Consider the following 13,039-nt stretch of genomic DNA (forward strand, 5'->3'; position numbering starts at 1 on the left):
GGTGAGCAGTTGCTCACCGGATCCGTCGCCGGACTTCTCGCCGGACGTCAGCTGCCGCTCGCCCACGCGGCCTGGCCGTCGACGGTCTCCCTCAGCTCGATGAGCTGGTCGCGCACCCGGTCGGGGGCGGTACCGCCGTGCGCCTTGCGGGCCGCGAGCGCACCCGGCACCGACAGCACCTCCCGGGAATCGGGCGTGAAGTGCGGCGAGACCTTGAGCAGTTCCTCATCGGTGAGCTGGTCGAAGTCCTTGTCGTTGACCTGGCACCAGACGACCAGGTGGCCGACCGCCTCGTGCGCCTCCCTGAAGGGGACGCCCCGGCGGACCAGCAGCTCGGCCAGGTCGGTCGCCAACGCGAACCCGTCAGGGGCAGAAGACTCCAGCTTCGCGGTGTTGACGCGCATGGTCGCGACCAGACCTGCCACCGCGGGCAGGACCAGCAGCAGGGTGTCGACGGAGTCGAATACCGGCTCCTTGTCCTCCTGCAGGTCGCGGTTGTAGGTCAGTGGCAGGCCCTTGAGCGTCGTCAGCAACGACATGAGGTTGCCGATGAGACGGCCGCTCTTGCCCCTGGCCAGCTCGGCGACGTCCGGGTTCTTCTTCTGCGGCATGATCGACGAGCCGGTCGAGTAGGCGTCGTCCATCTCGATCCAGCGGAACTCCTGTGAGGCCCACAGGACGATCTCCTCGCCCAGCCTCGACAGGTGCATGCCGATCATCGCCGCGTCGAACAGGAACTCCGCCGCGAAGTCACGGTCGGCCACGGCGTCCATCGAGTTGGGCGCGGCGGAGTCGAAGCCCAGCTCCCTCGCCACGGCCTGCGGGTCCAGTGGCAGTGAGGAGCCCGCCAGTGCGCCAGAGCCGAGCGGGGAGACGGCTGCGCGCCTGTCCCAGTCGCGCAGCCGCTCGATGTCACGGGCGAAGGCGTGGACGTGGGCCAGGAGCTGGTGGCCGAAGGAGACCGGCTGCGCGTGCTGCAGGTGGGTCATGCCGGGAGCGGCGGTCTCCGCGTGCTCCTCGGCCTGGCTCATCAGCGCGGTCTCCAGCTCGACCAGCCTGGACACGATGTGCCTGACGTGGTCGCGGAGATAGAGCCTGAGGTCGGTGGCGACCTGGTCGTTGCGGCTGCGGCCCGCGCGGAGCTTGCCGCCGAGCGTGCCGAGGCGTTCCAGCAGCCCGCGTTCCAGCGCGGTGTGGACGTCCTCGTCGGCCACGGTCGGCCGGAACTCGCCTGCCTTGCAGGCCCGCTCGAGGTCGTCCAGGGCGCCGATCATGCGCACCAGCTCGTCCTCGGTGAGCAGGCCCGCGCGGTGCAGCACCCGGGCGTGCGCGCGCGAGGCCAGCAGGTCGTACGGCACGAGCCGCCAGTCGAAGTGCACGCTCACCGAGAGCCGGGTCAGCGCGTCGGCCGGACCTCCTTCGAACCGGCCGCCCCACAGCCGCATCGGCTTACCACCATCAGTCACCGTTGTTCTCCTCCCCATTCCAATCCGCGACCTTAGCCCAATCAGGCCAGCCGGGCGTCCCGCGCAGACGCGATCTTGGAGGGCAGGCTCCACAACTCGACGAAGCCCTTGGCCAGGGACTGGTCGAAGGTGTCGCCGGTGTCGTAGGTGGCGAGGTTGAAGTCGTACAGCGAGGCCTCGGAACGACGGCCGGTGACCGTGGCCCTGCCGCCGTGCAGGGTCATCCTGATCTCGCCGGTGACGTGCTGCTGAGCCTCGGCGATGAAGACGTCCAGGGCCTTCTTGAGCGGGGAGAACCACAGGCCGTCGTAGACGAGCTCGCCCCAGCGCTGGTCGACCGACCGCTTGAAGCGGGCCAGGTCGCGCTCGACTGTGACGTTCTCCAGCTCCATGTGCGCGGTGATCAGCGCGATGGCGCCCGGCGCCTCGTAGACCTCGCGGGACTTGATGCCGACGAGCCGGTCCTCGACCATGTCGAGCCTGCCGACGCCCTGGGCGCCCGCGCGCTGGTTGAGCTCGGCGATGATCTGGAACGGGGTCAGGTGCCGTCCGTCGAGCGCCACCGGGACACCCTTGACGAAGCTGATGATGACCTCGTCCGCCTCGCGCGGCTCGGCGGGGTCGGCGGTGTAGGAGTAGACGTCCTCGATGGGGCCGTTCCAGATGTCCTCGAGGAAACCGGTCTCGACGGCCCTGCCCCAGATGTTCTGGTCGATCGAGTAGGGGTTCTTCTTGCTGGTCTCGATCGGGAGGTTCTTCTCCTCGGCGTAGGCGATCGCCTTGTCCCTGGTCCAGGCGTAGTCGCGGGCCGGGGCGATGACCTTGAGCTCGGGGAAGAGCGCGGCCAGACCGGCCTCGAAGCGGACCTGGTCGTTGCCCTTGCCGGTGCAGCCGTGGGAGACGTGGGTGCCGCCGAACTGCTTGGCCGCCGCGGCCAGGTGCTTGACGATCAGCGGCCGGGACAGGGCGGAGACCAGCGGGTAGCGGTCCATGTAGAGGGCGTTCGCCTGCAGGGCGGGCACGCAGAAGTCGGCGGCGAACTCCTCGCGGGCGTCGACGACGACGGACTCGACCGCGCCGCAGTCGATGGCCCGCTTACGGATGACCTCCATGTCCTCGCCGCCCTGGCCGACGTCGACGGCCACGGCGATGACCTCGGCGCCGGTCTTCTCAGCGAGGAACGGAATGGCGACGGAGGTGTCGAGGCCGCCTGAGAAGGCGAGTACGACCCGGTCAGTCATGATCGATATCTCCCAAGTACTTGTGTCACAGATGTTCGGATTGAGCTGGGGCGGCCCGCGCGAGCGGGCTAGATACGTCGGTCGGCGTGTCGGAGCAGTGCCTCCGCGACCGCCTCTCCGCCCATCGGGTCGCGGCTGATGACGAGAATCGTGTCGTCTCCGGCCACCGTTCCGAGGATGGACTTCCAGCCCGCGTGGTCGATCGCAGAGGCGAGGAACTGGGCGGCGCCCGGCGGCGTGCGCACGATCACCAGGTTGGCTGACGCATCCGCGGAGACGAGCAGTTCCTCCGCGATCCGGCTCAGCCGGGCGGCCGGTGACTCACCGCCGCCGAGCCTGGCCAGCGGGATCCGTCCGCCGCCCTCGCCCGGCAGGGCGTAGACCAGGGATCCGTCCTCCGCGCGCAGCTTGAGCGCGCCGAGCTCGTCCAGGTCACGGGAGAGGGTGGCCTGGGTGACCTCCACCCCGCTCTCCAGGAGAAGCTTAGCCAGGTCAGGCTGGGAGCGGACCGGCTGCCGCGCCAGGAGTTCGGCGATCCGCGCCTGGCGGGCCACCTTGGTCATGGGGATCGTCACGGCGTTCCCTCCCCGGACGTCCGCCCCGCCTGTTCCGGGACGGCCGGTCCTCGCCCGGCCTCCGAGACCAGCCAGTGCAGCAGCGCCTTCTGGGCGTGCAGCCGGTTCTCCGCCTGGTCCCACACCAGGCTCTGCGGGCCGTCGAGAACGTCGGCGGAGATCTCAAGCCCCCGGTAGGCGGGCAGGCAGTGCAGCACGACGGCCCCCTGGGCCGCCCTGCCCATCAGCTCGGCGTTGACCTGGAAGGGCATCAGGTCGGCGACCCGCTGCTCCTTGCCGTCCTGGCCCATCGAGACCCAGGTGTCGGTGGCGACGACGTCCGCGCCCGTCGCCGCGTCACCCGCGTCCGGCAGCACGGCGACCGAGCCGCCGGTGCTCGCGGCGATCTCACCGGCCCGCCGCAGGATCTCGGGATCCGGCTGGTACCCGGCGGGAGCGCCGATCCGCACGTGCATGCCCGCGAGGGCTCCGCCCAGCAGGTAGGAGTGCGCCATGTTGTTCGCGCCGTCCCCGAGGTAGGCCAGGGTGAGCCCGGCGGCCCTGCCGAAGTGCTCCCTGACGGTCTGCAGGTCGGCGAGGATCTGGCAGGGGTGGAACTCGTCGGTCAGCGCGTTGACCACCGGCACCGAGGACGCCGAGGCCATGGCCTCGATCCTTTCCTGCCCCGCGGTGCGCCACACGATGGCGCCGACCTGGCGTTCCAGGACCCGGGCGGTGTCCTCGATGGCCTCGCCCCTGCCCATCTGCGAGGATCCGGCATCGATGATCATGGGCAGGCCGCCGAGTTCGCCGATGCCCACCGTGAAGGAGATCCTGGTGCGGGTTGACGGCTTGTCGAAGAGCACGGCGACCGTCTGCGGGCCCTCGAAGGGGCGGTAGCCGTACCGGTCCTTCTTCATGGCCGCGGCCAGGTCGAGCACCTCGGCCTGCTCCGCGGACGACAGGTCGTCGTCACGCAGGAAGTGCCTGACCCGCGCCGGGTCCGCGCTCTGCCCGTTCTGCGCCGGGTCCGCGCCCTGCCCATCCTGCGCCGGGTCCGCGCCCTGCCCGTTCGACGCCTGGGCCGCGCCGGGCCTAGTCATCGGACGCCTCGTCGAGGAGGGCGGGGAGAGCGGCCACGAAGGCGGCGACCTGCTCTGAGGTGATCACGAGCGGGGGCGCGAGCCGTACGGCGTTCGGTTGCAGGGCGTTGACCAGGAAACCCGCGCGCTGCGCGGCCGCCTGGAGCTGCCCCGAGCGGTCCGAGGTCAGGACGATGGCCAGCCACAGTCCCCGCCCCCTGACGCCCTCGAGCAGGGGATGGTCGATCGCGGCGATGCCGTCGGCGAGCTGGGCGCCGACGGCCAGGACGTGCTCGAGCAGCCCCTCGTTCTCGATGGTGTCGAGTACGGCCAGCGCCGCGGCAGCCGAGACGGGGTTGCCACCGAAGGTCGAGCCGTGGTCGCCCTTGGCGAAGATCGTGCCCGCGGGGCCGAAGCCGATACAGGCGCCGATCGGCATGCCCCCGCCGAGCCCCTTGGCCAGGGTCAGCACGTCGGGCAGGGCGCCATCGTGCTGGTGGGCGAACCAGTGTCCGGTGCGGCCGATCGCGGACTGGATCTCGTCGGCGACCAGCAGCGCGCCGGTCGCGTCGCAGATCTCCCTCGCCGCCCTGAAGTAGCCGTCCGGCGGTGGAACGACCCCGGCCTCGCCCTGGGTCGGCTCCAGGAAGACCGCGGCGCACTCGCCGGTGACGGCGCTCTTCAGCGCGTCGGCGTCGCCGTAGGGAACGAAGCGGACGTCCACCGGGAACGGGCCGAACTGGTCGCGGATCGACGGCTTGCCCGTCAGCGAGAGCGCGCCGAGGGTCCGGCCGTGGAAGGCGTTCTCCGCCGCGACGTAGTAGGTGCGGCCGTTCGCCCTGCCGTACTTGATGGCGAGCTTGAGCGCCGCCTCATTGGCCTCGGTGCCCGAGTTGGTGAGGAACGCCCTGGCGGGGGCGCCGAGCAGGCCGATCAGCCGCTCCGCGAGCAGCACCTCGGGTTCGTGCAGGAACAGGTTGCTGGTATGCGCGAGCGTGGCGACCTGCCGGGAGACAGCCTCGACCAGCGCCGGGTGGGCGTGACCGAGGGAGCTGACCGCGATGCCGCCGATCAGGTCGAGGTACTCGGTGCCGTCGACGTCCCAGACCTTCGAGCCCTCGCCGCGGGCCAGCGCGACCGGGGGCACGCCGTAGTTGGGCATGAAGGCTGCCTCGAAGCGCTCGCTGAGCACTTCCGAGGGGCGAGGCTGCTTGCTCACGTTTCACTTCCGTTCAGCCGTATGGTGGCGCTCAGCCGCCGCTTGACCAGATCGGGTACGGCCGGCGCCTTGGCGGCGTCCGGCAGCACCATGGTGCCGACGCCCTCGTCGGTGAAGATCTCCAGCAGCACCGAGTGGGGCACCCTGCCGTCGAGCACGTGCGCCTGGGGCACACCGCCCCGCACCGCGGTCAGGCACGCCTCCATCTTGGGCACCATGCCGCTGGACAGGCCCGGCAGGAGCAGGTCGAGCTCGGTCGCGGACAACCGCCTGATGACCTCGTTCTCGCCGTCGGCGGCGTCGGGGCGCCAGTCGCGGTAGAGGCCCTCGACATCGGTGAGGACGATCAGCTTGGACGCCCGAAGCGCGACGGCGAGAGCCGCGGCCGCGGTGTCGGCGTTGACGTTGTAGACGGTGCCGTCTTCGCTGCGCGCGATCGAGGAGACGACCGGGATGCGCCCATCGTCCAGCAGTGCCTGCACCGCTCCGGCCTCGACGTCGACGATGTCGCCGACCTGGCCGATGTCGACCGTGGCGCCGTCGACGACGGCGTGCTTGCGAACCGCGGTGAACAGGTGCGCGTCCTCGCCGGACATCCCGATCGCGAGCGGCCCGTGCCGGTTGATCAGGCCGACAACGTCACGGTTGACCTGCCCGACCAGGACCATCCTGACGACCTGCATGGCCTCGGGGGTCGTGACCCTGAGGCCCGCGGTGAAGGTGGACTCGATGCCGAGCCTGTCGAGCTGGGCGTTGATCTGCGGGCCCCCGCCGTGCACGATCACCGGCCTGAGCCCGGCGTAGCGCAGGAAGACGATGTCGTCGGCGAACTTCTCCCGCAGGTGCTCCTCGGTCATCGCGTTCCCGCCGTACTTGATGACGACGGTCGCGCCCTGGAACCGGGCGAGCCAGGGCAGCGCCTCGATCAGCGTGTGGGCCTTGGCCAGGGCGGTCTGGGTCCTGGAGGCAGTGCCGGTTCCAGTGCCGGTTCCAGTGCCGGTTCCAGTGCCGGTTCCGGTGTTCACGACGAGTACGCCGAGTTCTCGTGGACGTAGGCCGCGGTGAGGTCGGTGGTGTGGATCGTCGCCGCGTGCGGGCCCGCGGAAAGGTCGACGGTGATCGTCACGTCGCGAGGGCGCAGGTCCACCTTGGACCGGTCGTCTCCCGCGGCACCGCCGCGGCAGATCCACACGCCGTTGATGGCCACGTTGAGCCGGTCCGCCTCGAAGACGGCGTCGGTCGTACCGACCGCGGACAGCACCCGGCCCCAGTTGGGATCCTCGCCATAGATGGCGCACTTGAGCAGGTTGGAGCGGGAGACCGCGCGCCCGACGACGACAGCGTCCTCCTCAGAGGCGGCGCCGATGACCTCGATGGCGATCGCCTTGGTCGCGCCCTCGGCGTCCACCAGGAGCTGGCGGGCGAGGTCGGCGCAGACAGCGCGGACCACCTGTCCGAACTCGCCGAGGTCGGGGGTGACGCCGGAGGCGCCGCTGGCCAGCAGCAGGACGGTGTCGTTGGTCGACATGCAGCCGTCGGCGTCGAGCCGGTCGAAGGTGACCCTGGTCGCCTCACGGAGCGCGGTGTCGAGCTGCTCTGCGGGCACGTCGGCGTCCGTGGTGATCACGCACAGCATGGTGGCCAGACCGGGGGCGAGCATGCCCGCGCCCTTGGCCATGCCGCCCACCATGTAGCCGCCCTCGCCCCGTCTGAAGGAGATCTTGGAGACGGTGTCGGTGGTGCGGATGGCGTCGGCGGCGGCGAGGCCGCCGTCCCTGCTGATCTGCGAGACCGCGACGTCGACCCCGTCGAGCAGCGCGTCCATCGGCAGCCGCTCGCCGATCAGGCCGGTCGAGCAGACCGCGATCTCGCCCGCGGACTCCTGGAGAGCCCCGGCGACCTTCTCCGCGGTGGCGTGGGTGTCCTGGAAGCCGAGCGGCCCGGTGCAGGCGTTCGCGCCGCCCGAGTTGAGCACCACGGCCCTGACCCGGCCTCCGGCCAGCACCTGCTGGGACCACAGGACCGGCGCGGCCTTGACGCGGTTGCTCGTGAAGACACCTGCCGCGGCGCGTGACGGGCCGTCGTTGACGACCAGTGCCAGATCGCGGGCGTCACTGGACTTGATGCCGGCGGCGATGCCCGCTGCCCTGAAGCCGAGGGGGGCGGTCACACTCATGGGGCGACTCCGTTGAGAGGAAGGCCGAGCTCTTCTGACAGGCCGAGCGCGAGGTTGGCGCTCTGGATCGCGCCTCCCGCGGTGCCCTTGGTGAGGTTGTCGATGGCGACGACGGCGACGACGCGTCCCGCACGCTCGTCCAGGACGACCTGGACGGCGGCGGTGTTGGCGCCGAGGGTCATCGAGGTGGCGGGCCACTGCCCCTCCGGCAGCAACCGCAGGAACGGCTCGTCCTTCATCGCGGCCTGGTAGGCCTCGCGCAGGACTTGGGCGGTGACTCCGGGTTTGGCGGGCGCCGTGCAGGTGGCGAGGATGCCACGGCTCATGGGGGCCAGCAGGGGGGTGAAGGAGACCTTCACCGGGGCGCCCGCGAGCGGGGAGAGGTTCTGCTCCATCTCGGGGGTGTGCCGGTGGACACCGCCGACGCCGTACGCGCCGACCGAGCCCATCACCTCGCTGCCCAGCAGGTTCGGCTTGAGCGACTTGCCCGCCCCGCTCGTGCCGCTGGCGGCGACCACGACCACGTCGGGCTCGACGAGGCCGGCGGCGAAGGCGGGGAACATCGCCAGGGTGACGGCCGTGGGGTAGCAGCCGGGGACGGCGATCCTACGGGTCGCGCGCAGCCTGTCGCGCTGGCCGGGCAGCTCGGGCAGGCCGTACGGCCAGGCACCCGCGTGAACGCCGCCGTAGAAGTGGTCCCAGGCCGCGGGGTCGGTGAGCCGGAAGTCGGCGCCGCAGTCGACGACCAGCGTGTCCTCGCCGAGCTGTGCGGCGACGGCAGCGGACTGGCCGTGCGGGAGGGCAAGGAAGACCAGGTCGTGGCCGCCGAGGGTCTCCTCGGTCGTGTCCAGGAGCGTCCGGTCGGCCAGCGGGGCCAGGTGGGGCTGATGGGCGCCCAGGAGGGTGCCCGCGTTCGATCCGGCGGTCAGCGCACCGATCTCGATCTCGGGATGGGACAGCAGCAGGCGCAGGATCTCGCCTCCGGCATAGCCGCTGGCACCGGCGATCGCCGCTTTCATCCGTCCCCCAGCCCTGCATATTCATGCATTTTTACTCATGAACTTACTAGAGAGATTATGCATGTTGAGGGATCACCATGCAAGCAGGGGGGGGCCGATTCCCCCAGACGGAGCCGACCCTTTCTTGCAAAACTTCGCACTAAGGTACATATTTCCACGCATGATCATGCGTGGGATGGGATGACCGCCACCCCCGGCCCCGCCGAATCTACATACCGTTCGGTATCGTGACGTTTCCCACCCCCTCGCCCCTGGGGAGTACGAACGCATGACAGTGCCCCACGAGCACGTCCAGGCTCAGCTCACCGCCCCAGGGCGGCTTTTCGAGATGGAGGAGGCCCCCGGCAACGGCGGCATGGTCAGGACCTGGAAGCACGCTCCTGCCCACTTCCGCGCGCTGCTGGAGATGAGCAGGCTCCACGGGGAGAAGGTTTTCCTCGTCTACGAGGACGAGCGGGTCACCTACGAGGAGCACTTCCTGCGGGCCGCCACGCTGGCGCGGCGCCTGGTCGAGGAGTACGGCGTGGCCAAGGGCGACCGGGTGGCCATCGCCATGCGCAACTATCCGGAATGGGTGATCGCCTTCTCCGCCGTGCTGGCCGCCGGGGCGATCGCCGTACCGCTCAACGCGTGGTGGACCGCGAAGGAGCTGGAGTTCGGCCTGTCGGACTCGGGAGCGCAGGTGCTGATCGCCGACGGCGAGCGCGCCGCCCTGCTCGCGGGGCTGACACAGTCCCTGATCGTGGCGCGCGGCGAGGCACCCGAGGGCGCCCGCACCTTCGACGATGTGCTCGGGGCGGTCGAGTCCCGCGTGACGCCACCGCCGGTCGAGCTCTCTCCGGAGGACCCGGCGACCATCTTCTACACCTCGGGCACGACGGGGCGCCCGAAGGGCGCGCTGGGCAGTCACCGCAATCTGGGCCAGTCGCCGATGACGGTCGCCTACGGGATGACGCGCAGCGCGGTCAGGGCGGGCAGGGATCCGGCGCGGGCGGCGGGAAAACGCCGCGTCACGCTTCTCACCGTGCCCCTGTTCCACGCCACCGGCTGCTTCGCGGTGATGACCACCACCATGTTCGGCGGCAACAGCCTGGTACTGATGTACCGGTGGGACGCGGGGCGGGCCCTGGAGCTCATCGAGCGGGAGCGAGTCACCACCTTCAGCGGCGTGCCGACCAACGTGTGGCAGCTGCTGTCCCATCCCGGCCTTAACGGGTTCGACATCTCCAGCCTCACCGCCCTCGGGTACGGCGGCGCCCCCGCCCCGCCGAGACTGCTCGAGCGCCTCACCCGGCTGCTGCCGAGCCGCTCCCCCTCCAACGGGTACGGCATGACGGAGACCACCGCCCTCGCCATCAACAACGGCGGCGTGGACTACCTGGCCAAGCCCGACAGCGTCGGCCTTCCCGTGCCCGTGGTCGATGTGCGGATCACCGGCCCCGCGGGCCACGAGGTGCCGGTCGGCGAGGTCGGCGAGCTCTGCCTGCGCGGCCCGAACGTGATCCTCGGCTACTGGAACCACCCTCAGGCCACCGAGGAGACCTTCGCGGGCGGCTGGCTGCGCACCGGCGACCTGGCGCGGGTGGACGAGGAGGGCTTCGTGTACATCGTGGACCGGGTCAAGGACATGGTCATCCGCGGCGGCGAGAACGTCTACTGCGCCGAGGTCGAGGCGGCACTGTTCGAGCACCCCGCGGTCGACGACGTCGCGGTGATCGGCATCCCGCACGAAGAGCTGGGCGAGGAGGTCGGCGCGGTGGTCCGGCTGGCCTCACCCGCGACGGCCGAGGAGCTGCGGGCGTTTCTGGGCGAGCGGATCGCGCCCTTCAAGATCCCCATCCGGTTCTGGGTCCGTGAGGCCGAGCTTCCCCGCAACCCCGGCGGCAAGATCCTCAAGACACGCCTGCGCCGGGAGGTCCTCGGCTCCTGACCTGGCTCCCGCGACGACCCGCGAAAAAGCGTTTGCTTCGGCATGGCTTGATGTCAAGACTGTCTGTTCGTGCCTGAGAATCCCGATCGATCCCGTGGAACGCTGCTGCGCAGAATCGGAATGGACCTGGGTCCGCTCCGCAGTTCACGGGACTTCCGGCTGCTGTTCGCCTCGGGCGTGGTCACGATGTTCGGCACCTTCCTCACCCTGGTCGCCCTCCCCCTGCAGATGAAGGAGCTCACCGGCTCCTACCTTGCGGTCGGCCTGGTCAGCGTCGCCGAGTTCGTGCCGATGGTGCTGTGCGGGCTCTGGGGCGGGGCGATCGCGGACGCACTGGACCGGCGCAAGATCATTCTCTACACCGAGGCGGGACTCTGCGTCACGGTGCTGATCCTGACGGTCAACGCCCTGCTGCCCAGGCCGCAGATCTGGGTGCTCTACGTGGTCGGCGCCCTCACCGCGGGCCTCGGCAGCCTGCAGCGGCCCAGCATGGAGGCGCTGATGCCCCGGGTGGTCAGTCACGACCAGCTCGGCGCCGCCGCCGCGCTGGCCGGGTTCCGCTGGAACCTCGGCGCCATCGTCGCCCCCGGGCTCAGCGGCCTGATCGCCGCCACGTTCGGCGTCGCCGCGGCCTACGGGCTCAACGTGGCCACCTTCCTGGTCTCCCTGCTGCTGCTCTGGCTGGTCAGGGTGCCACGGCAGTCCGAGTACGCGCCTCCGGCGACGATCGGGGCGCTGGTCGAGGGTGTCCGCTACGCCGTACGACGTCCCGACCTGATGGGCACCTACCTGGTGGACGTCGCCGCGATGGTCTTCGCCTTCTCCACCGCGCTGTACCCCTTCCTCGCGGGCGAGCTCGGCGTCCCCCAGGCGGTCGGCCTGTTCTTCTCCGCCTCCGCCGTCGGCTCGCTGATCGCCTCCGTCACCTCCGGCTGGACCGCCCACGTCCATCGGCAGGGTCTCGGCGTCATCGTCGCGGCGGTCGTCTGGGGCGTCGCGGTCGCGGCGGCGGCCGTCATGCCGACCGTCTGGGGGATCTTCGCCTGCCTGGCCCTGGCCGGGGCGGCCGACATGGTCAGCGGCATCTTCCGGTCGACCATCTGGAACCAGACCATCCCCGACGAGCTGCGGGGCCGTCTGGCCGGGATCGAGCTGCTGTCCTACACCAGCGGCCCGATGCTCGGCAACGCGAGAGCGGGCCTGATGGCCCAGCTCGGCGGTGCCCGTTTCTCCCTTGGCGCGGGCGGTGTGCTGTGCGTCGGCGCGGTCGCGGCGATGGCGGCGCTGCTGCCGAGGTTCCGCCGCTACGACGCCCGAACCGACGAACACGCGCTACGGGAACGGGCCCGCCGTGAGGCCCTCGCCGAGACCTGACAGCGAAAGGCTTGGGCGACTACGCTCACTGAGCGGAACCTCGTTGCTACTGTGGGAGCATGACGGTCGATGTACGGAGCCCGGAGATGACGGAGTCGTCACTGCCCGCCTGGGCGTTTCCCCCGCCGGAGGGCTTCACCGCCGAAGACCTCGACAACATTCCGCAATTGCCCGCACACACAGAGTTGATTGATGGAAGCTTGGTCTTCGTGAGTCCTCAGGCTTCCTTCCACACTCGTGTCCTGTACCTCCTGGAGACAGGCCTCCGTCGGACCGCTCCGGCAGATCTTCGCGTGCGCCGGGAGATGAGCGTCGTGCTGGGCAGGCGGCAGCGGCCTGAGCCGGACATCAGCGTCATCCACGCCTCCGCGGAGCACGGTCCCGAGCAGACCGCCTACCAGGCGCAGGACGTCGTGCTCGTGGTCGAGGTTGTCTCCCCCGACTCGGAGGACCGCGACCGCAATCGTAAACCCGCGCTGTACGCCCAGGCGGGCATCCCCCACTTCTGGCTGGTGGAGAACCAGGCGGGCAGGCCCGCGGTCTACGTCTACGAGCTCGACCCGGTCGCCCGCTCCTACGTGCTCACCGGCATGCACCACGACCGGCTCAAGCTGCCGGCCCCGTTCGACATCGACATCGATCTGACGGAGATCGACCAGCTCTGACCCGGGCGCGAACCTCAGCCCGGCTCACGCCAGCCGTCGTACTCCTCGGCGAGGGCCTCAAGCCGCGCCAGGGCCTCCGGGGGCAGGGCCTCGTCGGGATCCTCGACAACCACGAGCCACTGGGCGTCCTCTGCGTCGTCCTCGCCCGCCAGGGTCTCCCGCACCACCGAGGGCGCGCCCGCCAGGGGAAACTCCTCGGCCACCAGATCGGCGACCTCTTCCGCGTCCTCGCGCTCGGCGAACACCAGCAGATGCCTCATTGCCCCTCCCCGAGCGAAGGCCCCGGCGGCCACGAAGCTCGTGACCGCCGGGG

General features: G+C 70.4%; 12 protein-coding genes. 3 read left to right on the plus strand and 9 right to left on the minus strand.

The window, feature by feature from the left end; genetic code table 11:
* Nucleotides 1-47: 47 nt before the first annotated feature.
* From argH to argC, 8 genes are all read right to left on the minus strand, one after another.
* The gene (gene argH, locus AB0395_RS37680; protein WP_366289568.1) at nucleotides 48-1,466 is read right to left on the minus strand and encodes an argininosuccinate lyase; all 1,419 of its coding nucleotides are present in this window, start codon (nucleotides 1,464-1,466) and stop codon (nucleotides 48-50) included.
* A gap of 41 nt (nucleotides 1,467-1,507) precedes the next feature.
* A complete protein-coding gene (locus tag AB0395_RS37685; RefSeq protein WP_366289570.1) occupies nucleotides 1,508-2,707 on the minus strand; it encodes an argininosuccinate synthase in 1,200 nt (399 codons plus the stop codon).
* Between the two features lie 68 nt (nucleotides 2,708-2,775).
* Nucleotides 2,776-3,270: an arginine repressor gene (locus AB0395_RS37690; RefSeq protein WP_366289649.1), complete on the minus strand. Its 495-nt coding sequence runs from the start codon at nucleotides 3,268-3,270 to the stop codon at nucleotides 2,776-2,778.
* Nucleotides 3,271-3,278: 8 nt separating this feature from the next.
* Nucleotides 3,279-4,364, minus strand: a complete 1,086-nt coding sequence (argF, locus tag AB0395_RS37695; protein WP_366289573.1) for an ornithine carbamoyltransferase — start codon at nucleotides 4,362-4,364, stop codon at nucleotides 3,279-3,281.
* Entirely contained in the window at nucleotides 4,357-5,505 is a 1,149-nt protein-coding gene (locus AB0395_RS37700; RefSeq protein WP_366289652.1) for an acetylornithine transaminase, read from the minus strand. The genes argF and AB0395_RS37700 overlap by 8 nt, the downstream gene beginning before the upstream one ends.
* Before the next feature lie 53 nt (nucleotides 5,506-5,558).
* Nucleotides 5,559-6,509: an acetylglutamate kinase gene (gene argB / locus AB0395_RS37705; protein WP_366289654.1), complete on the minus strand. Its 951-nt coding sequence runs from the start codon at nucleotides 6,507-6,509 to the stop codon at nucleotides 5,559-5,561.
* 74 nt (nucleotides 6,510-6,583) lie between these two features.
* Entirely contained in the window at nucleotides 6,584-7,738 is a 1,155-nt protein-coding gene (gene argJ, locus AB0395_RS37710; protein ID WP_366289575.1) for a bifunctional glutamate N-acetyltransferase/amino-acid acetyltransferase ArgJ, read from the minus strand.
* Complete coding sequence (gene argC, locus AB0395_RS37715; RefSeq protein ID WP_366289578.1) at nucleotides 7,735-8,757, minus strand: N-acetyl-gamma-glutamyl-phosphate reductase; 1,023 nt, start codon at nucleotides 8,755-8,757, stop codon at nucleotides 7,735-7,737. The genes argJ and argC overlap by 4 nt, the downstream gene beginning before the upstream one ends.
* Nucleotides 8,758-9,025: 268 nt before the next feature.
* Between argC and AB0395_RS37720 the strand changes: the two genes are divergently transcribed.
* The 3 genes from AB0395_RS37720 (at nucleotide 9,026) to AB0395_RS37730 (ending at nucleotide 12,726) form a co-directional block, all read left to right on the plus strand.
* Complete coding sequence (locus AB0395_RS37720) at nucleotides 9,026-10,687, plus strand: class I adenylate-forming enzyme family protein (RefSeq protein WP_366289581.1); 1,662 nt, start codon at nucleotides 9,026-9,028, stop codon at nucleotides 10,685-10,687.
* Between the two features lie 69 nt (nucleotides 10,688-10,756).
* Nucleotides 10,757-12,061, plus strand: a complete 1,305-nt coding sequence (locus tag AB0395_RS37725; protein ID WP_366289584.1) for an MFS transporter — start codon at nucleotides 10,757-10,759, stop codon at nucleotides 12,059-12,061.
* An 86-nt stretch (nucleotides 12,062-12,147) separates the two neighbouring features.
* Nucleotides 12,148-12,726, plus strand: coding sequence for a Uma2 family endonuclease (locus AB0395_RS37730; protein ID WP_366289657.1), 579 nt, complete (start codon nucleotides 12,148-12,150; stop codon nucleotides 12,724-12,726).
* A gap of 14 nt (nucleotides 12,727-12,740) precedes the next feature.
* On the opposite strand, the gene AB0395_RS37735 is transcribed toward AB0395_RS37730, so the two are convergent.
* Nucleotides 12,741-12,986 (minus strand): hypothetical protein, encoded by a 246-nt coding sequence (locus tag AB0395_RS37735; protein ID WP_366289587.1) that lies wholly within the window; start codon nucleotides 12,984-12,986, stop codon nucleotides 12,741-12,743.
* Nucleotides 12,987-13,039 lie beyond the last annotated feature (53 nt).

Source organism: Streptosporangium sp. NPDC051023 (assembly GCF_040689595.1).
Classification (GTDB): Bacteria; Actinomycetota; Actinomycetes; order Streptosporangiales; family Streptosporangiaceae; genus Streptosporangium.